At 73.9% G+C, this 23800-nt stretch carries 24 protein-coding genes; 13 read left to right on the forward strand and 11 right to left on the reverse strand.

Features of this window, described 5'->3' with window-relative positions; all coding sequences use genetic code 11:
* The first annotated feature begins 78 nt into the window (after positions 1–78).
* A complete protein-coding gene (locus ACZ6S4_RS07640) occupies positions 79–1248 on the forward strand; it encodes a hypothetical protein (RefSeq protein ID WP_465474116.1) in 1170 nt (389 codons plus the stop codon).
* Positions 1249–1250: 2 nt separating this feature from the next.
* Here ACZ6S4_RS07640 and ACZ6S4_RS07645 read toward each other — a convergent pair whose 3' ends face one another.
* Together ACZ6S4_RS07645 and ACZ6S4_RS07650 are read right to left on the reverse strand one after the other, a co-directional pair.
* On the reverse strand, positions 1251–2609 hold the full coding sequence (locus ACZ6S4_RS07645; RefSeq protein ID WP_465474117.1) for a HAMP domain-containing sensor histidine kinase: 1359 nt from the start codon (positions 2607–2609) through the stop codon (positions 1251–1253).
* Between the two features lie 2 nt (positions 2610–2611).
* Positions 2612–3280, reverse strand: a complete 669-nt coding sequence (locus tag ACZ6S4_RS07650; RefSeq protein ID WP_360828146.1) for a response regulator transcription factor — start codon at positions 3278–3280, stop codon at positions 2612–2614.
* 102 nt (positions 3281–3382) lie between these two features.
* Between ACZ6S4_RS07650 and ACZ6S4_RS07655 the strand changes: the two genes are divergently transcribed.
* Genes ACZ6S4_RS07655 through ACZ6S4_RS07665 form a run of 3 tightly spaced genes read left to right on the forward strand, consistent with a single transcriptional unit; the run spans position 3383 to position 6310 of the window.
* A complete protein-coding gene (locus ACZ6S4_RS07655) occupies positions 3383–4525 on the forward strand; it encodes a LolA family protein (RefSeq protein ID WP_465474118.1) in 1143 nt (380 codons plus the stop codon).
* A complete protein-coding gene (locus ACZ6S4_RS07660) occupies positions 4522–5454 on the forward strand; it encodes an ABC transporter ATP-binding protein (protein ID WP_465474119.1) in 933 nt (310 codons plus the stop codon). Before ACZ6S4_RS07655 ends, ACZ6S4_RS07660 begins: the two co-directional genes overlap by 4 nt.
* Complete coding sequence (locus tag ACZ6S4_RS07665) at positions 5441–6310, forward strand: ABC transporter permease (protein ID WP_465474120.1); 870 nt, start codon at positions 5441–5443, stop codon at positions 6308–6310. Before ACZ6S4_RS07660 ends, ACZ6S4_RS07665 begins: the two co-directional genes overlap by 14 nt.
* Before the next feature lies 1 nt (position 6311).
* Here the strand turns inward: ACZ6S4_RS07665 and ACZ6S4_RS07670 are convergent, their stop codons facing one another.
* Both ACZ6S4_RS07670 and ACZ6S4_RS07675 read right to left on the reverse strand, forming a co-directional pair.
* A complete protein-coding gene (locus ACZ6S4_RS07670) occupies positions 6312–7016 on the reverse strand; it encodes a PASTA domain-containing protein (RefSeq protein ID WP_465474121.1) in 705 nt (234 codons plus the stop codon).
* A gap of 219 nt (positions 7017–7235) precedes the next feature.
* Positions 7236–7739, reverse strand: a complete 504-nt coding sequence (locus ACZ6S4_RS07675) for a winged helix-turn-helix transcriptional regulator (RefSeq protein ID WP_465474122.1) — start codon at positions 7737–7739, stop codon at positions 7236–7238.
* 116 nt (positions 7740–7855) lie between these two features.
* Between ACZ6S4_RS07675 and ACZ6S4_RS07680 the strand changes: the two genes are divergently transcribed.
* Positions 7856–8455, forward strand: coding sequence for a dihydrofolate reductase family protein (locus tag ACZ6S4_RS07680; RefSeq protein ID WP_465474123.1), 600 nt, complete (start codon positions 7856–7858; stop codon positions 8453–8455).
* Here ACZ6S4_RS07680 and ACZ6S4_RS07685 read toward each other — a convergent pair.
* Positions 8431–9852, reverse strand: a complete 1422-nt coding sequence (locus ACZ6S4_RS07685) for an alpha/beta fold hydrolase (RefSeq protein ID WP_465474124.1) — start codon at positions 9850–9852, stop codon at positions 8431–8433. The genes ACZ6S4_RS07680 and ACZ6S4_RS07685 overlap by 25 nt on opposite strands.
* A 132-nt stretch (positions 9853–9984) precedes the next feature.
* Between ACZ6S4_RS07685 and ACZ6S4_RS07690 the strand changes: the two genes are divergently transcribed.
* Both ACZ6S4_RS07690 and ACZ6S4_RS07695 read left to right on the forward strand, forming a co-directional pair.
* A complete protein-coding gene (locus tag ACZ6S4_RS07690; protein WP_465474125.1) occupies positions 9985–11169 on the forward strand; it encodes a sensor histidine kinase in 1185 nt (394 codons plus the stop codon).
* Positions 11170–11242: 73 nt separating this feature from the next.
* Entirely contained in the window at positions 11243–11941 is a 699-nt protein-coding gene (locus ACZ6S4_RS07695; RefSeq protein WP_465474150.1) for a response regulator, read from the forward strand.
* Here the strand turns inward: ACZ6S4_RS07695 and ACZ6S4_RS07700 are convergent.
* Positions 11938–12651, reverse strand: coding sequence for a Stf0 family sulfotransferase (locus tag ACZ6S4_RS07700; RefSeq protein WP_465474126.1), 714 nt, complete (start codon positions 12649–12651; stop codon positions 11938–11940). The two genes, ACZ6S4_RS07695 and ACZ6S4_RS07700, sit on opposite strands and share 4 nt — an antisense overlap.
* A 123-nt stretch (positions 12652–12774) precedes the next feature.
* On the opposite strand from ACZ6S4_RS07700, the gene trpB reads away from it, so the two are divergent.
* The 3 genes from trpB to ACZ6S4_RS07715 are packed head-to-tail and all read left to right on the forward strand — an operon-like array spanning position 12775 to position 15432.
* Positions 12775–13935 (forward strand): tryptophan synthase subunit beta, encoded by a 1161-nt coding sequence (gene trpB, locus ACZ6S4_RS07705; protein ID WP_465474151.1) that lies wholly within the window; start codon positions 12775–12777, stop codon positions 13933–13935.
* Positions 13932–14735 carry a tryptophan synthase subunit alpha gene (gene trpA / locus ACZ6S4_RS07710; RefSeq protein WP_465474127.1) on the forward strand — a complete coding sequence of 268 codons (804 nt, stop codon included), beginning with the start codon at positions 13932–13934 and terminating at the stop codon, positions 14733–14735. Before trpB ends, trpA begins: the two co-directional genes overlap by 4 nt.
* A gap of 28 nt (positions 14736–14763) precedes the next feature.
* Positions 14764–15432 (forward strand): GntR family transcriptional regulator, encoded by a 669-nt coding sequence (locus ACZ6S4_RS07715; RefSeq protein WP_360544906.1) that lies wholly within the window; start codon positions 14764–14766, stop codon positions 15430–15432.
* A gap of 5 nt (positions 15433–15437) precedes the next feature.
* On the opposite strand, the gene ACZ6S4_RS07720 is transcribed toward ACZ6S4_RS07715, so the two are convergent.
* Complete coding sequence (locus ACZ6S4_RS07720) at positions 15438–16682, reverse strand: tyrosine-protein phosphatase (RefSeq protein WP_465474128.1); 1245 nt, start codon at positions 16680–16682, stop codon at positions 15438–15440.
* Positions 16683–17100: 418 nt separating this feature from the next.
* Here ACZ6S4_RS07720 and ACZ6S4_RS07725 point away from each other — a divergent pair, with 418 nt between their 5' ends.
* A complete protein-coding gene (locus ACZ6S4_RS07725) occupies positions 17101–17493 on the forward strand; it encodes an SCO5389 family protein (RefSeq protein WP_465474129.1) in 393 nt (130 codons plus the stop codon).
* A 41-nt stretch (positions 17494–17534) separates the two neighbouring features.
* Here ACZ6S4_RS07725 and ACZ6S4_RS07730 read toward each other — a convergent pair whose 3' ends face one another.
* Genes ACZ6S4_RS07730 through ACZ6S4_RS07745 form a run of 4 tightly spaced genes read right to left on the reverse strand, consistent with a single transcriptional unit; the run spans position 17535 to position 21865 of the window.
* The gene (locus tag ACZ6S4_RS07730; protein WP_465474130.1) at positions 17535–18722 is read right to left on the reverse strand and encodes a YibE/F family protein; all 1188 of its coding nucleotides are present in this window, start codon (positions 18720–18722) and stop codon (positions 17535–17537) included.
* On the reverse strand, positions 18719–19900 hold the full coding sequence (locus ACZ6S4_RS07735) for a hypothetical protein (protein WP_465474131.1): 1182 nt from the start codon (positions 19898–19900) through the stop codon (positions 18719–18721). The genes ACZ6S4_RS07730 and ACZ6S4_RS07735 overlap by 4 nt, the downstream gene beginning before the upstream one ends.
* On the reverse strand, positions 19897–21081 hold the full coding sequence (locus ACZ6S4_RS07740) for a tetratricopeptide repeat protein (RefSeq protein WP_465474132.1): 1185 nt from the start codon (positions 21079–21081) through the stop codon (positions 19897–19899). Before ACZ6S4_RS07740 ends, ACZ6S4_RS07735 begins: the two co-directional genes overlap by 4 nt.
* A gap of 37 nt (positions 21082–21118) precedes the next feature.
* Entirely contained in the window at positions 21119–21865 is a 747-nt protein-coding gene (locus ACZ6S4_RS07745) for a TetR/AcrR family transcriptional regulator C-terminal domain-containing protein (protein ID WP_465474133.1), read from the reverse strand.
* A gap of 76 nt (positions 21866–21941) precedes the next feature.
* Between ACZ6S4_RS07745 and ACZ6S4_RS07750 the strand changes: the two genes are divergently transcribed.
* Positions 21942–22889 carry an ATP-binding cassette domain-containing protein gene (locus tag ACZ6S4_RS07750; RefSeq protein ID WP_465474134.1) on the forward strand — a complete coding sequence of 316 codons (948 nt, stop codon included), beginning with the start codon at positions 21942–21944 and terminating at the stop codon, positions 22887–22889.
* Positions 22886–23665, forward strand: a complete 780-nt coding sequence (locus ACZ6S4_RS07755; RefSeq protein WP_465474135.1) for an ABC transporter permease — start codon at positions 22886–22888, stop codon at positions 23663–23665. The genes ACZ6S4_RS07750 and ACZ6S4_RS07755 overlap by 4 nt, the downstream gene beginning before the upstream one ends.
* Positions 23666–23800 lie beyond the last annotated feature (135 nt).

Here is a 23800-nt window from a genome sequence, read left to right on the forward strand (position 1 = left end):
ATTGGTCGGTGACCGTCCCGGGAAAGTTCCCGCGGGTTTCGCGACCCGGCCGCGAACTTCGGCTGCTAACTTCTCCGCGTGCTCCACGATCCGCCGGCGCCTGACTGGCAGACGCTGACCCACGCGTACGGGCCGGCCGGTGACGTGCCCGGTCTGCTCCGCTCACTCGCCGCCGGAGACAGTGCGGCGGCGGACGACCTGAGCGACCTGCTCGTCCATCAGGGGTCGAGATATCCGGCCACCGTCGCCGCGGTGCCGTTCTTGATCGACACCTTCGCCGGTGCGGGAGTGGCGGCCCGCGCGGCGGCCTACGCGGTGCTGGCCGACATCATGGCCATCGACCGCGAGCCCGCACCGCGCCGCCGCGCCGCCGGGCCGACCCTGGCCGAGCTGACGGACGACCGCAGCGACCGGTGGGTCAGCCGCCTGTCCGAGCCGGCGTCCGCCACACCCGACGACCTCGATACCTGGGAGGACCGCGCCCTCGCAGCCGTCGCCGCGGGTGCGCCGGCCTACCTGACGGTGCTGGACCACCCCGAGGCCGGCCTGCGCATCGCCGCGGCACACCTGCTCACCGCCGCGGCACCCACTGGATCCGCCGCAGCGCCCGCCGAGTCGCCCGCCGTTCCGGCCGCGGCGCAGGCGCTCGCCGCCCGGCTCACCGCCGAGCAGGACCCGCAGGTGGCCGCCACGTTGTGTCTCACCGCGGCCACGACCCTCGACCCCGCGCTCATCCCCGCGATCGCCCGGTGGCACGACCATCCGCACGACCTGACCCGCTGGTCGGCGGCGATGGCATCGGTGTATCTCGCCGAGGAGCCCGACCCCGGCCTGGCCCGGGAACTCGCCGACCTCATCGGCCGGCCGGACTCGGCAGACGAGGCCGAGGCCTGGCCGATGCACCACAGCCCGCGCGACGGTGCACTGTGGGCGCTGGCCACCCTGGTCCCGGGATCGATACCCGGCCTACCCCAGCTGCTGGCCGAGCCGTTCTACGAGTACGGCGCCGATCCCCGCCTGCTCGCCCTGCTGCTGGGCGCCGTCTTCCCGGACGGGCCAGCGGCCGACGGCACCACCGCCGCCGAGCTGACCCCGCTGCAACGCGACCTGATCCGCTTCGTCGTCGACGGAGGAATCCTCGACGACGACGGCTTCGGACCGTGGCACCGCGTGATCGCCGAGTGCAATCTGCCGTCCGGGCAGGCGGCCCTGGCCCAGTTCGTCGGCCTCAAGCCCGGAGCCCACTGAGGTCAGGCGCCCGGCAGGCGGACGTCCACACGCAGCCCCGGCGGCGGGGAAGCACCCCGCAGCACCACCGTGCCCCGGTGCCGGCGGATCAGTTCACGGACGATGGCCAGGCCCAGGCCCGAGCCACCGGCGTCCCGGGCCCGCGCGTCGTCGAGCCGGGTGAAGCGGTCGAAGACCCGTTCCCGGTCGGCCGCCGGGATGCCCGGGCCGTCGTCCGAGACCGAGATCAACTGGTACGCGCCGTCGGCCACCACCGTGAGCCGCACGGACGACGCGGCGTGCCGGACGGCGTTGTCCAGCAGGTTCGCCACCACCCGGCCGAGGGCGTCGCGGTCCCCGCGGGTGCGTAGCGGCACCACCGGGCGTTCGTACTCGACAGCCGGGTAGCGGGCCGCGACCTCGCCCAGCAGCTGGCCCAGCTCGACGGTCTCCATCCGCCGCTCCTCGACCCGGGTGCTCCCGTCGTCGGCCCGGGCCAGCAGCAGCAGGTCGTCGACCAGCCGGCTGAGTCTGTCCACATCGGTCAGCAGATCGTCGGCCAGCGCCGGCCAGTCGGTGGTGTCCGGCAGCCGCTGCGCCACCTCCAGCTCGGTGCGCATGTTGGTCAGCGGGCTGCGCAGCTCGTGGGCGGCGTCCGCGACGAAGGCCCGCTGCCGTCCCCGGGCCGCGTCCAGGCGGTGCAGCATGCCGTTGAGGGTGACCGCCAGCCGGTGGATCTCGTCGTGCGAGTCGGGCACCGGGAGCCGGTCGGAGCGGGCGCCGCCGGTGATCTCCTCGGCGCCGGCCCGCAACGCCTCGACCGGGCGCAGGGTCGCGCCGACCACCCGCCAGGCGACCAGCGCGAGCAGCGCCACCAGCGCCGGGAACGTGAGCAGCAGCGTGGTGCGCAGCAGGTGCAGGCCCTGGGTCAGGTCCGAGGTGGGCCGTGCGACCAGCACCCGGACCCGGTCGTTCGCGGGCCCGGCCAGCACCATGACCACCCGGACCCGGCCGTCGAAGCCGATCCGGTTGCCGGGGATGAACTGGCCCTCCCGGTCCCCCAGCGCGTCCATCTCGTCCGGGTAGAGGATCGGCACCAGCCGGTCGGCCCCGGCGGACACGGAACGGACCCGGTTCTGGGCGTCGACGACCTGCACCCGTACGCCCGGAGCAGCCGGCAGCGGATCGCTCAGCGTGTTCTCGTTCACCAGCTCGGCCACCGCCTTGGCGGTGTCGAGCGCCTCCTCGTTCGCGGTCCGCAGCAGCGCGAAGTTCATCGTCGCGACCAGCACCACGCCGCCGCCGGCCAGCCCGACGAAGAGCACCACCACCGACACCAGCAGCAGCCGCGCCCGCAGGCTCAGCCGGCGCAGCCAGGCCATGCTCAGGACCCGTCGACGGCGGCCAGCCGGTAGCCCGCGCCGCGGACCGTCTCCAGCCGGTCCCGGCCGATCTTGCGGCGCAGATAGCCGACGTAGACCTCGACCGCGTTCGCCGCGGTGTCCAGCGCGGCGTCCCAGACGTGGTCGAGCAGCTCGGTCTTGGAGACCACCTCGCCGGGGCGGCGCAGCAGGTATTCCAGCAGCGCGAACTCGCGGGCGGTCAGCACCACCTCGGCCCCGGCCACGGTGACCTTGCGCTGCGCCGGGTCCAGCTCCAGGTCGCCGTGGCGCAGCACCGCCGGGCGTTCCGGGGTGCCCCGCCGCAGCAGCGCCCGCAACCGGGCCAGCAGCACCACGTACGAGAAGGGTTTGGTCAGGTAGTCGTCGGCGCCGCAGTCCAGCCCGTCGGCCTGGTCGTACTCGCCGTCCTTGGCCGAGAGCATCAGCACCGGCAGCCACTTCTGCTCGGCCCGCAGCTGGCGCACCACCCGGTAGCCGGACAGCCGCGGCAGCATGACGTCGAGGATCATCGCGTCATAGTCACCGTGGCGGGCCAGCTCCAGCCCGTCCTGACCGTCGCCGGTCACGTCCACCGCGAAACCCTCGGCCTGCAGACCACGCTGCAGGGCAGCCGCGAGCCGCGCCTCGTCCTCCACCACCAGCAACCGCACCCCACTACCTTGGCACGGGTGGGGCAACCCCTAGGGGATGTTCTCAGCGGCATCACAGCCGGTGCGGCGCAGGATGGCTGCAGACAACGGGAGGTGCTCATCGTGAGTGTGTTCAGGTCAAGGCCCGCGCTGCGCTGGCTGGTTCCGGCAGCGGCAGCGGTCGTCGTCATCGGAGGCGGCGCCGCGGCGGGCACGATCGTCGCCAGCGCGGACCCCTCGCTGCCCGAGCGCAGCGCGGCTCAGCTGCTGGTCGACGTGCAGAACGCGAAGGTCGACGGCTTCTCCGGCACGGTCGTGCAGACGGCCGACCTGGGCCTGCCGTCGCTGCCCGGCGTCACCAGCGGAGCCGGCAGCTCGGAGATCATGAACCTGGTCGCGGGCAGCAACACCGCCCGCGTCTGGTACGCCGGCGAGGACAAGGCACGCCTCGCCCTGATGGGCACGCTCGGCGAGACCGACGTGATCCGCAACGGTTCCGACGTGTGGATGTGGCGCAGCGCCGACAGCTCGGCGACGCACTACAAGCTGCCGGCGGACAAGGCCGGCAAGGCGGCCAAGCCCGAGGCGCTGCCGTCGGGTGTGCCGTCGACGCCGCAGGAGGCCGCCGACGCGGCGCTCGCCGCGATCGACCCGACCACGGCGGTCACCACGACCGGCGCGGCCAAGGTCGCCGGCCGGGACGCGTACGAGCTGGTCCTCACCCCGCGTGACACCGCCTCGCTGGTGGGCCAGGTGCGCCTGGCCATCGACGCGGAGAAGCACATCCCGCTGGGCGTGGACGTGTACGCCAAGGGCGCCAACGACCCGGCCGTACGGGTGGCGTTCCAGCAGGTCAGCTTCGAGGTGCCGGACGCCGAGCAGTTCACCTTCAACCCGCCGCCGGGCACCAAGGTGACCGAGCCCAGCGAGGCCGACATCGCCAAGGAGCAGAAGAAGGCGACCACGCCGGAGGCGGAGAAGGCGCAGAAGGAAGCCGCCGAGGGCACCAAGGTCGTCGGCAAGGGCTGGACGTCGGTGCTGGTGGCCAAGATGCCCAAGGGCGACGACGCCAAGGCCGAGGACGGCGCGGCGGGCGCGGCCGGGCAGCTGGACGCCATCGTCGGAACGCTGCCGAAGACCAGCGGCAGCTGGGGCAGCGGGCACCTGCTCACCAGCGCTCTGTTCAGCGCGCTGATCACCGACGACGGCCGGATCCTGGTCGGCGCGGTGGCCCCGGAGAAGCTGTATGAGGCAGCCGGAAAGTGACTGACCTCGCGGTCGCCACACAGGGGCTGACCAAGCGGTTCGGCAGCCAGGTCGCGGTGGACACCGTCGACCTGGCTGTCCCCCGCGGTTCGGTCTACGGCTTCCTCGGCTCGAACGGCTCGGGCAAGACCACCACGATCCGGATGCTGCTGGGGCTGATCGGTCCCAGCGCCGGGCAGCACGAGCTGCTCGGCGCGGCGATGCCGGAGCACGCCGCCGACGTGCTCCCCCGCGTCGGCGCGCTGGTCGAGGGCCCCGGCTTCCACCCGTACCTGTCGGGGCGCGACAACCTGCGCCGGGTGGACGCGGCCGATCGCAGCGCCGAGGCCCGTACGTCGGACGCCCGGATCGCCGCGGCCCTGGACCGGGTGGGGCTGGGCGCGGCGGCCGGCAAGCGCTACCGCACCTACTCGCTCGGCATGAAGCAGCGGCTGGCCATCGCGGCCGCCCTGCTGGTGCCACGGGAGCTGCTCATCCTCGACGAACCGACGAACGGCCTGGACCCGCAGGGCACCCGCGAGGTGCGCACGCTGGTCGGGGCGCTCGCCGCGGAGGGCGCGACGGTGCTGCTCAGCACGCACCTGCTGGCCGAGGTCGAGCAGGTCTGCACCCACGTCGGGGTCATGCACCGCGGCAAGCTGGTCGCCCAGGAGCCGCTGGCCCAGCTGCGCTCGGACGCGGCGCCGCGGGCCCGGGTGCTGACCGACCAGCCGGCCCAGGCCGCCCAGGTGCTGCGCACGCTGGGCCTGACCGAGGTCGCCGAGACGGCGGCCGAGGCCACCGGGCAGCTCGGCGCGATCGCGCCGGAGAAGGTGGTGGCCGCGCTGGTGCACGACGGGGTGGCGGTACGCGGCTTCGCGGCCGAGTCGCCCAGCCTCGAGGACGTGTTCGTCTCCCTGACCGGAAGAGGCTTCGATGTCAGCGGTTGAGGTGTCCGGGATCCCGGCGACCCCGGTACGCCGGGTCTCCACCCGGTTCCTGCGCTCCGAGCTGCGCCTGATCGCGGTGCGCCGGCGTAACCAGGTCGGCCTGGCCGCGCTGGCCGCCGTACCGATCGTGCTGGCCGTGGCCATGAAGGTGGCCGCGCCGGACACCTCGGACGGCCCCGGTGGCGGTCCGGACTTCTTCGCCCAGATCACCGGCAACGGCTTCTTCGTGGCGCTGGCCGCGCTCGGCGTCGAGCTGGGACTGTTCCTGCCGATCGCCATCGCGATGCTGGCCGGGGACGCGGTGGCCGGCGAGGCCAACCAGGGCACGCTGCGTTACCTGCTGACCGTGCCGGTGGGCCGGACCCGCCTGCTGGCCGTCAAGTACGCCGGCATTGTCGCCGGTGCGTTCCTGGCTCCGCTGGTCGTGGCGGTCTCGGGGCTGGTGATCGGGCTGATCCTGTTCGGCGGCGGGGACGTCACGCTGCTGTCGGGCACCCAGGTCGGCTTCGGCGAGGCGCTGCTCCGGCTGCTCGGCGTCTGTCTGTTCCTCGGGGTGTGCCTGTCGGCGCTGGGCGCCATGGGACTGTTCCTGTCCACGCTCACCGAGCAGCCGATGGGTGCCACCATCGCGCTGACCATGCTGACCGTGGCCAGTTTTGTGCTCCAGCAGATCCCGCAGCTTGACTGGCTGCATCCGTACCTGCTGACCCGGCACTGGCAGGACTTCGGGGAGCTGCTGCGCAACCCGGTGTCCTTCGACGCGCTGACGCCCGGGCTGCTGTCGGCCGGCGCCTACATCCTGGTGTTCCTGTCGGCGGCGTGGGCACGCTTCGCCGGCCGCGACATCACCAGCTGACTCACGCCGACCGGCGGCCGGCTCCGTCACGCTCCACGACGACGGCCCGGCCGTAGCGGTCGGTGAGCGCGGCGGCGACGTCGGCCGGGATGTCGCCCGCGACGCGGACGGCGCCCGTTACCGGATCCACCCGCACCGTGTAGCCGGCCGCCCGCAGCAGGTCGGCACTCACCCCGGCCCGGACGCTCTCCAGCTCGGCGAAGGTGGTCGGGCAGGCGACGACGCGGTGCCGGCGGCCGGCCAGGGCCGGACGGATGGCCGAGACGGCGACGTCCGGGTCCACACCGGCGGCGACCGCGACGACCACGGTCCCGTCCGGGTCGGCGCCGAGCCCGACGAAGCGGCGGCGGTCGGCGGCGATCCGGCCGTCGAGGTCCGCGGCCGGGCGGCCCGCCACGGAGACCTGGATCGTGCTGCCCCGCCGCACCGCTGATCCGGCGGCGGGATGAACCGCCACCACCGTGCCGGGCGCCTGCCGGGCTCGGGGGCGGTAGCTCAGGATCGGCACCACGCCGGCGTCACCGGCCAGTTTGTCGACCCGCGCGACGTCGCGGCCGACCAGATCGGGAACGGTCGCGGCCGCGGTGTCCACCCGGTCACCTCCCCGGCGCGGCCGGCGCACGGCGGTGGCGAGCAGGATCACCGGACCCAGCAGAATCGCGGTGTTGAGCAGGGCGGATATCGGGCGGGCGCGGCGGACGGACATGGTGGGCCTCCGGGATCGCACGAGGGCAGTCCGCGCTTGGACGCGCCGGCGCGCGAGCCCGGTTCCCGCCCGGGCCGGGGACGGCACATCCGGCGGTTACGCGGCCTCGATCGGGCCAGGCCGGGGTCACGCGGCCCCACCCCGGGCCAAGCCGGGATCACGCGGCCCCACCCCGGGCCAAGCCGGGATCACGCGGCCCCACCCCGGGCCAAGCCGGGATCACGCGGCTTCGCCCCGAGCCACTTCGGCGTGGTAGGCGGCGGTGAGCCGGACCAGCACCGACTCGGTGCCGGACGGGCGGGGCACGCCCAGGTGCAGCTCGCGCAGTTCGGCCATGAAGTCCTCCCAGAGCGCCGGGCCGCCGCGTTCCAGCAGCTCGGCCCGGATGGCCAGCTCGCGGGTGACCGGCAGGTGCCGGCGGCCCCACGCGCCGAGGTGGGCCAGCACCGGCACCAGCTGGATGGCGGGTTCGGTCAGGCTGAGCAGGATGCGCTGCTTGTGCCGGGGATCGGGCGCCGAGGTCAGCATGCCGAGCGCCGTCAGCCGTTGGAGGCGGTCGGCCAGGATGTTGGACGCGATGCCCTCCTCGCTCTCGGTCAGCAGAGCCCGGAAGTGCCGGCGGTTGCCGAACATCATGTCCCGGATGATCAGCAGCGACCACTTGTCCCCGAGGACCTCCAGGGACAGGTTGATCGGACACCCGGACCGGTGTTCCTCGGTCATCGTCGCTCCTCGCCGGTTCGGACCGCACCACGCCGTACCGGTTGCACTCTACAACCGGTCTCCGGTACGGTCCCAACCGATTGCGGATTACAACCGGTTTTGAGAGGACAACGACCATGGCCTACGTGACCTCCGACCCGGCCGTCTCCGCGGACGGCTTCGTGGCCGGACCCCGCCAGAGCCGGCAGGATCCCATCGGCGAGGGCGGCGAGCAGCTGCACCGCTGGATGTTCGACACCCCGGACGAGAACACCGCCGAGCTGGCGGCGATCACCGCCGCCGACGCGTTCATCATGGGGCGCAACATGTTCGGCCCCGGGCGCGGCGACTGGGATCCGGAGTGGCGCGGCTGGTGGGGCGAGGACCCGCCGTACCACAAGCCGGTCTTTGTCCTCACCCATCACCCGCGCGCCGACCTGGTGATGCAGGGCGGCACCACGTTCTCCTTCGTCACCGGCGGCATCCAGGAGGCGTTCGCCCGGGCCCGCGAGGCCTCCGGCGACGGGCGGACCTCGGTGGCCGGCGGCGCCTCGACGATCAACCAGGCTCTCGCCGCCGGCATCATCGACGAGCTGCGCCTGCACATCGCGCCCGTGGTGCTGGGCCGGGGCGAGCGGCTCTTCGACGGGATCCCGCCGGTGCGCCTGGAGCAGCTCTCCGGCCGGTCGGCGTCGCTGGTCACCCACCTCACCTACCGGGTGCTGCCCCCGGCCTGAGCCAGCACCTCGTCCATCACCTCGGCGAAGCGGCGCGGCTGTTCCAGGAACGCCCGATGGCCACCGGACGGCACCACGGTCAGCCGCTTGCCGGGCGCCCGCAGCGCCTCGTACCAGGGGGTGAAGAGGGCGGCGAGGCCCCGCATCTCGTGGGCGCCCTGCACGAAGTGGACCGGCACGTCGAGCCGGGGCGCGTCGCGGCGCAGGTCCACGCTCTGCATCCGGGGGTAGAGCGCGTTCCAGGTGTCCAGCACGGCGTTGACGGTGTGCGCCTTCTGCAACAACGTGTACTCCGAGGCGTTGATGCCGTCGAAGGGATCGTCCGCCCCGGCCTCGTTGCCCGAGTGGTCGTAGTCGTAGACCTGGTTCGCGTAGAGCATGATCGGCTCGTACGAGTAGACGTCCCGGTACGGCGGCGGCCCGAGCGCGGTCAGCGTATGGACGAGCTCTTCGCGGCCCGTGGCTCGCGCCCAGGCCAGGATGTCGGCGTAAAAGATCTTGTCGCTGGCCGGCAGATCCACTGCCTGCCCGGCGCCGATGTACGCCCGGTACAGCTCGGGCCGCCGCTGCACCGCCAGCACGCCGAGGATCGAGCCGCCGGAGTGCCCGAGCAGGAAGATCTTGTCCTGGTGGAACCGGCGGCGCAGCGCCTCGGTGACGGCGATGACGTCCGCGACCGCACTGTCCAGCGTCACCGTCGCGGTCGGATCCAGGGCGGGGTACGACGATCCTCCGCCACGCCGGTCCAGCGTCACCACCACGAACCGCTTCTCCAGCTCGGCCAGGTGGCGCCGGGCCGCGCCCAGCTCGGAGCCGCCCGGCGCCCCCGGCACGAACAGCAACACAGGTGCCGACCGGTCGACGCCCCGGATCAGCGCACCCAGCCGATCTCCGCCCGCGTCGATCCGGGTCAGTTCGGCGATGCTCCGCTCCCCCGCGATCCCCGGCGTCCGGGCCGGTACGGCCACCGCCACCGTCACCGCCAGCAGCACCGCGCTCAGCAACGCCGTCGCCGTACGCCGCAGATATCGCCGGCCGCCGGTGCCGCCGCGCCGCGCGTACAGGGCACCGAGCACCATGGGCAGCACCGACAGCACCGCGTGCAGGCCGCGCCCGGCGACCAGCACGATGAAGCCGAGAGCGCTGGCGTGCGGCGCGTCGACCGATGGCCCGTCCACGCGCAGCCGCAGCAGCTCCACCGCCACGACGAAGACCGCCGGCGCGATCAGCAGCGACCACCGTGACCAGCTCAGCCGGCCGATCGCCACCCCCACGACGATGCTGAGCCCCACCGACCACAGCGCCTGCGCGCCCGTCAACGGGCCGCGCGGCATCCACCACCCCGCGACGATCCCCCAGCCGGCCGCCGCACCGATCCACCCCGCTCGTCTCACCATGGCCGAGAGCCTGGCCGCGGCCGGCCGCCCGGCGCATCGGCCCTCGGATCCGGTACGCACCCATACTTCGGTAGGGGGCACCGGTGACTTCGGACAGTGCCCTCGCGCGACGCCGGATCGTAGGCTCGGCACATGGCCGGCCTGGTGTTCACGTTGCTCGTGCCCGACCCGGCGGGCGGTCGCCGGTCGGCGGTCCGGGATCGGCTGGCCGACACCGTCGCGGTGACCGTGGCGCTGGCGTACGGGTCGCTGATGGTGCCGCTCGGCGACGCCACCCGCGAGGGTGCGCCGCTGCCGTGGCTCGCCGACGTCGCGCTCGGCGTGCTGTGCTGCGCGGCGCTGCTGGTACGCCGGCGCCGGCCCGTGGGCCTGACCATCGCCCTGCTGCCCGTGAGCACGGTGTCGGTGATGGCGACCGGCGCCGTCATCGTCGCGCTGTTCACCGTGGCGATCCATCGGCGCGGCCCGGTGGCACTGGCGCTCGGCGTGGCGTACGTCGCGGTGGTGCCGGTGTACTTCGTGCTGCACGACAGCCCGGAGTTTCCGGTGTGGGTGGACCTGCTCGTCCGCGGGGTCACCACGGCGGGGGCGCTGGGGTGGGGGATGTTCGTGCGGGCGTACCGGCGGCTGACCGGGTCGCTGCGGGAGCACGCCGCCCGGCTCGAGGCCGAGCAGCACCTGCGGGAGGACCAGGCCCGGCTGACCGAGCGGGCCCGCATCGCCCGGGAGATGCACGACGTGCTGGCCCACCGGATGTCGCTGGTCAGCCTGCATGCCGGAGCCCTGGAGGTGCGCACCGACGCGCGGCCGGAGGAGGTGGCGATCGCGGCGGGCGCGATCCGGGCCAGCGCCCATGAGGCCCTGGAGGAGCTGCGCGGTGTCATCGGGGTGCTGCGTGAGGGCGCGGTGGGCCGCCCGGAGCCACCGCAGCCGGGGCTCGCCGACCTGCCCGGACTCGTCGACAGCGCCCGGGCGATGGGCACGACGGTGCACCACACGTGTGCGCTGCCGGAGGGCGGGCCGCCGGTGGTGCTCGGGCGTACGGCGTACCGGATCGTGCAGGAAGGCCTCACGAACGCGCGCAAGCACGCGCCGGGCACGGCGGTCCGGGTGCAGCTCGACGGCGCACCCGGCGCCGGCCTGCGGATCCGGATCGCCAACCCGTGCCCGGTACCGGCCGCGCGGGCGGAGGTGCCGGGCGCGGGGATGGGCCTGGTCGGGGTCGGCGAGCGCGCGGCGCTGGCCGGCGGCCACGTCCGGTACGGCCGGCAGGGCGACGACTTCGTCCTGGAGGCCGAGCTGCCATGGCCGGCATGAACGGCCGGCGCGTCCCGGCGGCGGCCCGGCTCCGTCGCGGATCGCGTACGGCCGGTCGGTGGGTTCCTGGACGATGTGCGGCCGGGGAGCGGCGGTGAGGGCGGGCGCCGGGCCGGCGCGACCGATCCGGCTGGCCATCGTGGACGACGATCCGCTGGTCCGGGCCGGGTTGCGCATCCTGCTCGGCGGCTCGCCGGACATCGAGGTCGTCGCGGAGGCCGGCGACGGCGCGCAGGCCGCGGCGATGGCCGACGCGCACTGGCCCGACGTGGTGCTGATGGACATCCGGATGCCGGAGGTGGACGGGCTGGTGGCCACCCGCCGGCTGCGCTCGCGCCCGGCGCCGCCGCAGGTGATCGTGCTGACCACGTTCCACGCCGACGAGCACGTGCTGGACGCGCTCCGGGCCGGGGCCAGCGGCTTCCTGCTCAAGGACACCGCGCCGCGCGACATCATCGAGGCGGTCCGAGCGGTCGCGGGCGGCTCGGCCACCCTGTCGCCGGCGGTGATCCGGCAGCTGATCGACCACGTCGCCGATCCGGCCGCCGGGCCGCGCCGGGACCGGGCCCGGCACCGGCTGGCGGCGCTGACCGAGCGGGAACGGGCGGTGGCGCTGGCGCTGGGCCGGGGCTGGTCGAACGCGGAGATCGGCACCGAGCTGGCGATGAGCCTGCCGACGGTGAAGGGCCACGTGTCGCGGCTGCTGGCCAAGCTCGACCTGAACAACCGGGTCCAGGTGGCCCTGCTGGTCCACGACGCGGAACTGCTCTAGCGGGCGGTTTCCGTCCGGTATCGCGCGGCCCATTCCTCGTTGAGCCGGTCGGCCTGGCGGCGGTGCCGGGGCTGGATCGGCCGGCCCGCGTCCGGGTCGAGGCCCAGGAAGGTGAGCACGCCGCGGGTGGTGCCGGTCAGGTCGGCGGTGAGCTGCTCGTAGGTGATCTCGTGCGGGGTGATGCCGTACCGGGCGAACCAGGCCCGCCAGGCCGCGTTGTGCTCGGCGATGGTGTCCAGCAGCGCCGTGATGCCGGCCTCGTCGTAGCGGGGCTCGGCCGCGGTGCCACCCGGATCGTCGGCCCACCAGGTGCGGGTCTGCTCGGCGCGCAGCCAGGACACCGCCTGGGCCAGCTCGTCCTCGCGGCGCAGGTATACGAAGCGGACCGGCCCGAACGTGGCCTCCAGCACCGCGAGGTCCCGACCCTCGGTGGACGGCGCCAGCTTGGCCACCAGCTCGTCGAGGGTGCCCCACATCAGCTTGGCGCCGAAGACGCCGTTGGGCGTCGAGCCGGCCTGGAGGGCGGCGTGCACAAAGGCCCGGTAGTCGAAAGCCGGGCCGGGAATCCCCCACCGGTCGGCCCACAGCTGCTCGTCCGGTTGCCGGAAGTACGACTCCGGGATGCCGGCCAGCCCGGTCGACGCCAGCAGGCCGAGGAGCAGGGAACTGCCGGTGCGCGGCGTCGCACAGACGAAATAGGACTCGGTCACCACCCGAGCCAAGCCGTACGTGACCCGGGCGACAACAGAATTAAAGTTCTAGAACTCTGCAGTTAGCTATGAAACACTCGTCTACGAGTTATAGAACTTTGGAGGCACACCGTGACCGTGGTCATGCGCGAACCCACCACCGGCGGGCGCTTCGGCGAGTACGGCGGCAGATACGTCCCCGAGTCGCTGATCCCCGCCTGCCTCGCCCTGGAAGAAGCCTTCCGCGACGCCTGGGCCGACCCGGCGTTCCGGCAGGAGCTCGACGGCTACCGCCGCACCTACGCCGGGCGCCCCACCGCGCTCACCGCCGCCCGCAACCTCTCCGCCGAGCTGGGCATCACCCTGCTGCTCAAGCGCGAGGACCTGGCCCACACCGGCTCCCACAAGATCAACAACGTGCTCGGGCAGGCGCTGCTGGCCCGGCGGATGGGCAAGACCCGGCTGATCGCCGAGACCGGGGCCGGCCAGCACGGCGTGGCCACGGCCACCGCGGCCGCGCTGTTCGGGCTGCGCGCCACGGTCTACATGGGCGAACGCGACATCGAGCGGCAGGCCCTCAACGTCTTCCGGATGCACCTGCTCGGCGCCGAGGTCGTCCCGGTGACCAGCGGCAGCCGCACCCTCAAGGACGCCACCAACGAGGCCATGCGCAGCTGGGTGTCGGCCGTCGAGGACACCCACTTCTGCCTCGGGTCGGTCGCCGGGCCGCACCCGTACCCGTGGATGGTCCGGGAATTTCAGCGGGTGATCGGCGAAGAGGCCCGCGGGCAGGTCGCGGCCGAGCTCAGCACCGGTATCCCGGACGTCGTCGTCGCCTGCGTGGGCGGCGGCTCCAACGCGGCCGGCACCTTCGCGGGCTTCGTCGACACGACCGCCCGGCTCGTCGGCGTGGAGGCGGCCGGCGGGGCGGCGGTGTCCGGCGGTGAGCCGGGCGTGCTGCACGGCTCGCGGTCGCTGGTGCTGCAGGACCGGCACGGGCAGGTCGCCGAGGCACACTCGATCGCCGCCGGCCTGGACTACCCCGGCGTCGGGCCGGAGCACGCGCAGCTCGGCGGGCTGGGCCGGGCCCGGTACGTGGCGGTGACCGACGACGAGGTGCTGGTCGCGGTCCGCCGCCTGGCCGAGCGCGAGGGCATCATCTGCGCGCTCGAATCGGCGCACGCGGTGGCGTGGGTGCTGCGCGCGGCCGGGACATCCGAGCTGCCGACCGGCTCGACGGTGCTGCTGACCCTCTCGGGCCGCGGTGACAAGGACATGGCCCAGCTGATGGAGGGACCGCGATGACGACCACGCTCAGCGCCGCGCTGGCGGTCACCGGACGGCCGCTGCTGGTGCCGTACGTGACCGGCGGCATCACCGCGGATTGGACCGAGCTGCTGCTGGCCTATCAGGACGGCGGGGCGGACGCGATCGAGGTGGGGCTGCCGTTCTCCGACCCGATGCTCGACGGGCCGACCATCCAGGAGGCGTCGGACCGGGCCCTGGCCCGCGGCGCCACGGTGGAGTCGATTCTCGCGGACCTCGCCGCCACGCCGCTGCGGGTGCCGGTCGTCGTCATGACGTACGCGAACATCGTCCTGCGGGTCGGCCTGCCCGCGCTGGCCGCCGCCGGGGTCTCCGGCCTGATCGTGCCGGACCTGCCGCTGGAGGAATCGGCGGCGACCGAGGCCGCCGCGGCGGCCGCCGGCATCGACCTGGTGCTGCTGGCGGCGCCGTCGACCCCGGACGACCGGCTGCGGGAGATCTGCGCCCGCAGCCGCGGCTTCGTGTACGCGATCAGCGTCATGGGCACCACCGGCGAACGCGCCCGGCTGGCCGGCTCGGCGGCGACACTGGCCGTCCGGCTGAAAGCGGTCAGCGAGCTGCCGGTGCTGATCGGCTTCGGCGTGTCCACCCCGGCGCAGGCGGCCGAGGCGGGACGCGCCGGGGACGGCGCTGTGATCGCCTCGGTGCTGATGCGTAGGGTTCTCGACGGAGCCACGGCGGCCGAGCTCGGCGCCGACGTCGCCGCCTACCGCACCGCACTCGACCTGGGGGTGTCTCCTGGAACGCCGCACGCCGAAATATCAGGTCATCGCGGCTGACCTGACCGCGAAGATCCGCGGTGGCGAGCTGCCGCCCGGCTCGGCGCTGCCGCCGCAGAAGGAGCTCAGCGCCGCGTACGGGGTGACGCTCGTGACGCTGCGGCAGGCGCTGCGGCAGCTGGAGGCCGACGGCCTGCTCTCCCAGCAGCCGGGGCGGGGCACGTTCGTCGCGTCGCCGAAGGCCACCTACCGGCTGGACTCGCTGCGCGGGCTGGCCGAGGATCTGCGGGCTCAGGGCCGTACGGTCAGCACCGAGATCCTCGGCCAGGGCATGCACCGCCCGCCGGCCTGGGTCGCGGCGCAGCTGGGCCCGGGCCGGGTCCTGCGGCTCGAACGCCTGCGTCTGCTGGCCGGCCGGCCGGCGGTGCACCAGCTGTCCTGGGTGCGCCCGCCGGTCGGCGCCCTGCTGCGCACCGCCGACCTCAGCGACACCTCCCTGTACGCCGCGATCGCCGAGCACGGGGTGGTCGTGCACCGCGCCTCGGAGGTGCTGCGCCCGGAGGTGCTCACGGCGCCGGTGGCCGAGCTGCTGCGCCGGCCCGAGGGCACGCCGGTGTTCGTCTCGGACCGGATCACCTACGGCCTGGACGACCAGCCGATCGTGGTGGACCGGGCGACGATCCTGGGCTCGGTGATGGAGGTCCGGACCGAACGCGCGGCGACCGGCCTGTCGGTGCAGTGGACGTCGTCGTCCTGACGACGCTACCGACCGGCTGACGGCCGCCGGGCCACCAGGTACGCCTGCGGCACCGTCTCGACCACGCCCAGGTGCTCGGCCGGCTCCCGGACCGTCCGCAGCACCAGGTCGAGCCCGGCGTCGGCGAGCAGCGCCTCGACGGCTTCGGGACGGCGGCGGTGGAAGGTGATGTCCCGGCGGACCACGATCTCGTCGCCGGTCTGGAAAGCCAGGATCACCGGCGCGCCGGGGGCCAGCACCCGGTGGAACCCGGCGAACACCGCCGGCAGCTCCTCGTCGGGCAGGTTGATGATCGAATACCAGGCCACCAGCCCGGCCAGCGACGCGTCGGGCCACGGCAGGTCCGTCATGGACCCCACCCGGAACCGGACGTGCGGGTGGTCGCGGCGGGCGACGGCGACCATCTCCGGGGAGAGGTCGATGCCGCTGATGTCCAGACCCAGGCCGTGCAGATACGCGGTCGTGACGCCGGGTCCGGAACCCACCTCGACGACCGGGCCGGGCGCGGCGCCGACGAGCTCCGCGAAGCCGGCCAGCAGCGCGCGGTCCCAGATCCTGGTGGGCAGGTCGTCGCGGAACTGCTCGGTGTACCAGTCGGCCACGGCGTCCCAGCCCGCGCGGGTCTCGGTGAGGTGGGCCGGCTCGCGCAGGCGCTCCCGGACCGCGTCGAGGTGGCGCTGCTCGACGCCGATGCCGCGCAGGTAGTTCTCGACGCCGCCGTACGCCTGCTCGGCGTGGGCCAGGGTGTTGATCATCGTGGCGGCCGGGCAGTCCTCGGAGCGCGCGTAGTCCTCGGCCACCACCTCCGGGCCGACCCCGGCGACCGTCAGCGCGAGGGCGACCAGGGTGCCCGTCCGGTCCCGCCCGCCGCGGCAGTGCACGAGCACGCCGCCCGGGGGTGCCTCGGCGATCGCCCGGAAGGCGGCTGCCACCCGGTCCTGGTTGTGATCGAGCAGCGGCCCGTAGGAGTCGGCCGGATACTCGTAGTCGGTCACGTCCATGAGCATCGACACATGGGTGTAGATCGGGTCACCGGCGAACGGGCTGGGCTGCTCGGCGACCTCCGCGGGCCGGCGCAGATCCACGATCCGCGACACCCCGGCGGCCCGGACCGTGGCGACGTCGGCCGGGGTCATCGCGGCGTGGTGGTCGGAGCGCAGCAGCGCCCCGTCACGGATCCGGCCACCGTCGAGGGTGGGCAGTCCGCCCAGGTCGCGGGCATTGCGGCAGGCGGGCCAGTCGAGGATCACCGGGCGGGCTCCGTTTCGGCGGCGAGGCGGTCGAGAAGCTCACCCAACAGGGCGGCCTCGCCCGCGGTCAACCCCGTCCGGTCGGCCGCCGGCGCGGCCCGCAGCGTGACAGCGGCACCGGCCCGGGAGACGTCGGCCGGGCCCGGCTTCGCCGGTTCAGCAGCACCTCTTGCAGGGCGGCCTCGCGGGCCCGCACGGACAGGCCGAGATCGCGCTCCCCGGCCGGCCGGCCGATCAGCCCGTGCAGCGGCACGTAGAACGACGGATGGTCGAGCAGCTCGGCCGCCGCGAGCAGCAGACGGTCGCGCGCGGTCGGGTGACACCGGCGCGCCCATCTTTACAATGAAAACCGTTACCAACAAGATGGACCTGGCGCCGGCGCCCCGCCGGTACGCCGTCCGCTGTTGGAAGGATCCGCATGTCTCTTGCCGTCTCCCCCGATCTGCTCTCCGCCGCCGAGCGCGGCGAGGTCACGGACGCGGAGTTCGTCGACTGTGTCCGCACGTCCCTGCCGTACGCGTGGGAAGTGGTCAGCAAGGTCATGACCGACCTGGACACCACCGGCGGCGAGTTCGCCGACCACGAGGTCCCGCCGCCGTCCGAGCAGCAGCGGGGCGAGCTGCTGCGCGCCCTGGCCAGTGACGCCATCCGCGGCGGGCTGGAGCGGCACTTCGGCGCCAAGCTCGCCTTCCAGAACTGCCACCGGGTGGCGGCGTTCCGCTTCGGTGCGGTGGGCGGCGACCGCTACCAGGCGTTCGTCTCCCCGCGCGGCCAGTTGCTCAACCAGTCGCCGGAACTGCGCAACTGCTGAGCACCGGCCGATCGAGGGCGGCGGGCTCCGGCCCGCCGTCCTCAGGCGCGCCGGGCGTGCCGCCCCGTGGAAATGGGCGTGGCCGGGCCCAGGTCCGCCACCAGGGCGGCGAGGGCGGTCGTGATCGGAACCGAGGCGACCAGGCCGATCGTGCCGACCGCGCTGCGCAGGATCTCCTGGGCCAGGTACTCGCTGGTCAGCAGGTCGGTGACGGGTTCGCTGGACGCCGTGATCAACAACAGCAGGGGCAGCGAGGCCCCCGCGTAGGCGAGCACGATCGTGTTGACCGCCGACGCCACGTGCGCGCGGCCCACCCGGATCGCCGCGCGGTACAGCTCCCAGCGGCTCGTCGCGCCGGGGCTCATCTCCGCCACCGTCACCGCCTGGGTGACCGTCACGTCGTCCAGCACACCGAGGGCGCCGATCACGATCCCGGCCAGCAGCAATCCGCGCAGGTCCAGGCTGGTCCGGGTGACGGCCAGGGCCGCGCTGTCGTCGCTGCCCAGCCCGCTCAGCTGCATCAGGGAGGTGAACACCGCGCCCAGCACGCCGGTGAGCACCAGGCTGGCCAGCGTGCCGGCCACCGCCACCGAGGTGTGCACGTTGACGCCGTGGGTCAGATACAGGGCCGCGAACATGATCGCCGAGGCGCCCACCACGGCGATGAGCAGCGGCGGCGAGCCGTCGAGGATGGCCGGGATCACGAACAGCAGCAGCAGTGCGAAGCTCACCGCCAGGCCGGCCAGCGACGTCAGGCCCCGCCGCCGCCCGAACGCCAGGATCACCGCCACGGCCACCGCGACCAGCCAGATCATCGGAGTCGAGCGCTGCCGGTCCACCACCGAGTACGCCCGCCCGCCGGGAACCGCGTCCGGGAAGTAGAGCAGGACCACGCCGTCGCCGACGTGCAGGGCGCGCGTGCCGGGGCCCTGCGGAAGATCCACCGCCTGATCTGTCCCCGAGCCGGGGCCCTCGGTGACGCGGACCGTGGCGGAACCACAGCGCTGCTGCTGCGCCCCGGCCGGGCAGGCCTGCTCGGCAACAGCGGTGACCGTGCCCAGGGCCCGCTCGCCGCCGCTCGCGGCAGCGTCCGTGCGCACGTCGCCGGGCCACAGCAGAATCAGTGCCACGAGGGTGGCCAGTGCAGCCGGCACCAGCACCGCGGTGACGATCCGCCGGGTACGCCGGGACGCGGCCGGCGGGGTGCCGTGGCTGTGATCGTGGCTCATCGCGACGACCCGGGACGCGGCGGCAGCGGCTTGTCGTCGTTCCACGTCTCGCGCAGTTCGCGCTTCGTCTCCTGCCACCAGCGGGCGAGCTCGCCGCCCCAGTCGCGGAAGTCACGGCCCAGGGCCTTCAGCGCGTGCAGGAAACCCGGGTCGTCCAGCCGGGCACCGAGCAACTCGGCCAGGCCCAGGCCGCACAGCACCGGCACCCCCGCGAGGGCGAGCACGGCCGTCCACCAGCGGCCCGTCACGGCGTACGCGAGCAGGAGCGCGACCATGACGCCCACCGTCACCATCGCGGCCCGGGTGGCCCGGCGCAGCAGCCCGGGCACCAGCCGCAGGCAGCGCCACGGCAACCGGCCCGCCGGGACCAGCACCCGCAGGGCGAAGCCGGCCACGACCACCGCGAACAGGGCGGCCAGGATGCGGCTGCCGATGGCCGCCGGTGGCCACCACCTCGCCGCCAGGGCGCCGGCCGCCACCAGCAGGATCGCGGCGGCGAACCAGCGGCGCAGCGCGCTGAGCAGGCTGCGGATCGGCCAGGTCATCGAGATGAGATCCGGGCGGGCCGGATTCTCCCGGGCCACGTCGTGCAGGGCGCGCATCGAACGGCCCACCCGCAGCCGTTCGGCGTCGAGCATCGCGAGCAGCCAGCGGCCGTAGGCGTTGGCCGGCTCGATCGCCAGCGCCGCCCGGGCCGCCTCCTCGGCCGCGTCCCGGTTGCCCGCGTCACGTTCCACGTCGGCCACGGTCAGCAGCCCCTCGACCGACCGCGGGGCCAGCGCCAGACCCTGCCGGGCACAGCCGCGGGCCTCGGCGAAGCGGCGGCCGGCGGCCAGCGAGCGGGCCAGCACCAGGTGCCCGGAGGGCTCGTGCGGGGCCAGCCGGACCGCCTCCCCCGCCGCGGCGATCGCGTCCCGGTCGCGGATCAGCGCGATCAGGGACTCGGCGCGTTCGGCGTGCGCGTCGGCCAGCCGCGGGTCGGCGGCCACGGCCGCGTCGCAGGCCGCCAGCGCGGCCGCGTAGTCGCGCTGCTGACGCAGCACATAACCGAGCAGGGTGAGCAGATCGGCGTCGGCGGGCGCGGCGGCCAGCGCCGCGCGCAACCGGACCTCGGCGTCCGCGTGCCGGCCGACCTGGGCGAGCTGCCGGGCCTGCCGGTACGCGTCGTCGCCGCTCACAGCAGCTTGCGCTTGCGGAGGTACGCGGCCAGGTCGTCGAACTCGCCGCCGGCGTTGCCGAACATGACCACGCTGCGGGCGGTGGCGAACCAGGCGTCGGTGGACGGGCGCAGCTCCCGGACGGCGGCTGTCATGTCCTGCTGCGAGATCATCCGCACCTCGCCGGTGGCGATGGAGTCGCGCATCGCGAACTCGGCCGCCGTCTCGCACACGTGCGCGAGGTCCGCACCGGAGAAGTGCTCGGTGGCGGCGGCCAGCGCGCGCAGGTCGATGCCGGCGACCGGCCGCTCGCGCAGGTGGTACTCGAGGACGGCCGCGCGGGCGGTCGCGTCCGGCGGCAGGACCAGCACAGTGCGGTCGAGGCGGCCGGGCCGGCGCAGGGCCGCGTCGATGTCCCAGGGGGCGTTGGTCGCGGCGAGCACGAACACCCCCTCGTTGCCGTCGCCGACCCCGTCCAGCTCGGTGAGCAGCTGGTTGACCAGGGTCCGCATCGCCGAGGAGCTGAGCTGGCTGCGCTTGTGGCCGAGCGCGTCGATCTCGTCCAGGAACAGCACGCAGGGCGCGTGCGAGCGGGCGGCCTCGAACAGGTCGTGCAGGTTGCGCTCCGAGCTGCCGACCCACATCTGCAGCACGTCGACGATCGACAGGGAGACAAACGCGGCGCCCATCTCCCCCGCGACGGCCCGGGCCAGGAACGTCTTGCCGCAACCGGGTGGCCCGTACAGCAGCAGGCCACCGCGCAGGCTCTTGCCGAACAATGTGCGCAGCCGCGGGTTGCGCAGCGGGCCGAGGAAGGCCAGCTCGAGGCGCTGCTTCACCTCGTCCATGCCGCCGACGTCGGCGAGGGTGACCGTGGCCCGTTCGACGTCGAACGCGCGGTCGTCGGCACCGGCCGGGGCGAACCTGGGTGGGACGACGCCCTCGAACTCACCCTCCAGGGCGGCCCAGTCCACGCCCGGACCGGGCTCGGCCGCCTTCGCCTCCCCGGGAAGGGCGTTCGCCATCACCCGCCGGGCGGCCTCGTTCGCGGGGTCCCGGGCCAGCACCTGGGCGGCGTGCCCGATCGCCTCGCCGGTCCGCCCGGCCCCGACCAGCAGCTCGGCCAGGTGCAGTCGCAGCGCGACGTCGTCGGGCCGGGCGGCGACGGCCGCCGTGAGGCTGTCGATCAGGGCGTCGCTCATGAGAGGCGATTATGCCCCGGCTTCCCCGTGCGCCCCGTCAGCGGTCGAGGAGGCGCTCCAGCCCGTCCAGGATGCGGTCGAGCCCGAAGCGGAACGACCGCTCCGGGTCGCCGACCGCGTTGTACTCCAGCCCGGCGGCCTGCCCGACCCGGCCGGAGATCGGGTACGCGTCGCCGGGCATCACCCGTTCCAGGACCGGCGCGTTGACCGCCCACCACTCGGCGTCGGAGATGCCGGACTGCTCGGTGGTGCGCCGGGTGTCGATGGAGGACCGCGCCGCCCCGGCGGTGAAACCGCACAGCATCGTGATCACCTGGTCCATCTCCAGGTCGGTGAAGCCGGCGCCCTCGATGGCGGCGAGCTGCCACTCGTAGCGGTCGGAGACGTTCGGGCCGATCCACGGCCGGCTGTTCTCCACCTGCAGCAGCCAGGGATGCCGGTGGAACTCGTCCCAGATCTGCTGCGCGACCCCGGCTATCCGCTGCCGCAGCGGGCCCTCGTGCGGCGGCAGCTTCTGCTCGCCGGCCACCTCGTCGATCATCAGACCGATCAGTTCGGCCCGGCCGGGGACGTAGGTGTAGATCGACATCAGCTTCAGCCCGAGCCGGTCGGCGACCTTGCGCATCGAGAACGCGGGCAGCCCCTCCTCGTCCGCCACCGCGATCGCCGCGCGCACCACCTCGTCCACGCTCACCCGCTGCCGGGGTCCGCGGGTGCCCTGCGGTGTCCCGAGCGTGCGCCGCCACAGCAAATTGAGCGTGCGGTCGATGTCCTGACTTTCCATGTGCGCAGATTACCCCGTGGGGTGTACGGTGTTGCCCGGCAAGATTTCCGTAAGGCATACGGAGTTAGGAGCCACCGTGACCGACCATGCCCTCACGGCCGACGGACTACGCAAGAGATACGGCGATCTCCAGGCTCTGGACGGCTTCGACCTGAGCGTGCCGCCCGGCGTCATCCACGGCCTGCTCGGCCCGAACGGCGCCGGCAAGACCACCGCGGTGAAGGCCCTGGCCACCCTCATCCGCACCGACGGCGGCAGCGCGCGCGTCGCCGGCTTCGACGTCCGTACCCAGGGCCGCGAGGTCCGGCGGCGGATCGGACTGGTCGGGCAGAACGCCGCCGTGGACGAGATCCTCGGCGGCCGGCAGAACCTGGTCATGTTCGGCCGGCTCTTCGGCCTCACCACGGCCCTGGCCCGGGCCCGGGCCGACGAGCTGCTCGACACGTTCGGGCTCACCGACGCGGCGGACCGGGCGGTCTCGACCTACAGCGGCGGGATGCGCCGCCGGCTCGACCTGGCCGCCGGATTCATCTTGACCCCGGCGGTGCTGTTCCTCGACGAGCCCACCACCGGCCTGGATCCCCGGGCCCGCAACGAGGTCTGGGAGAGCGTCCGGGAGATCGCCGCGCGCGGCACCACGGTCCTGCTCACCACGCAGTACCTCGACGAAGCCGACCAGCTGGCGGCCCGGATCTCCGTGATGAACCACGGCAAGGTGGTCGCCACCGGCACGCCGGACGAGCTCAAGCGTCAGGTCGGCGGGGACCGGGTGACCGTCACCGTGCCGCGGTCGGAGTCGCTGGAGCTGGTGGCCCAGCGACTGGCGGCCGCCCTGGGCGAGGCGGCCGTCACCGACGCGGAGACGCACCGGGTGACCTTCGAGGTCGGGGCCGGGGTGGTCGCGCTGGCCGACATCGTCCGTGCCCTGGATCAGCTGGGCGTCGCCCCGGAGGACCTGGTGCTGCGCCGGCCGACCCTCGACGAGGTCTTCCTCACCCTGACCGACAAGGAGGTGGCGCGATGACGACACTGCGAGCCGGCTGGGTCATCACCCAGCGGGACCTGGCCCACTGGGTACGCCAGCCGTGGGCGCCGCTCTTCGGCCTGCTCTTCTCGATCATGCTGCTGCTGGTCTTCGGTTTTCTCTTCGGCGGCGCGATCACGGTCCCCGGCGGCGGCGACTACATCAGCTTCCTGCTGCCCGGGATGCTCGCGCTGAGCATGATGTTCGGGGTCGAGAGCACGGCCACGGCGATGGCCAACGACGCCCGCAAGGGCATCACCGACCGGTTCCGCTCGATGCCGATCGGCAGCGCGTCGGTGGCCCTGGGCCGGGTCGGCGCGGACATGGCCAACTCGGCGGTCGAGCTGCTCGTGCTGATCCTCGGCGGCCTGGTCATCGGCTGGCGGATCTCCGACGGCCCGGCGTCCGCGCTGGCCGCCGTGCTGCTCCTGCTCCTGCTGCGGTTCGCCGTGCTGTGGATCGGCATCTTCGTGGGCCTGAGCTTCCGCGGCGAGGGCGCCACGATGGCCGTGCAGGTGCTGGTCTGGCCGATCGGCTTCCTGTCCACCGCGATCGTGTCCGCCGAGACGATGCCGGGCTGGCTGGGTGCGATCGCCGCCTGGAACCCGTTGTCCGCGACCGCGTCGGCCACGCGGGAGCTCTTCGGCAACCCGACCGGGATCACCGAGGGACCGCTGGCCGACGGGGCGGTGTGGCTCGCGGTCGGCTGGCCGCTGCTGCTCACCGCGATATTCCTGCCGCTGTCGGCGCGCGCCTACCGCCGGCTGCGCGACTGAGCCGGGCCGGGGGGGGGGGGGGGGGGGGTGGGCGGGGGGGGGGGGGGGGAGGGGGGGGGGGGGGGGGGCAGGGGGGGGGGGGGGGGGAGAGAAGTACAAGAGTGACCCATACTTTTGGTGTGGGGGGGAGGGGGA

The sequence above is a fragment of the Actinoplanes sp. NPDC051405 genome (assembly GCF_055586185.1).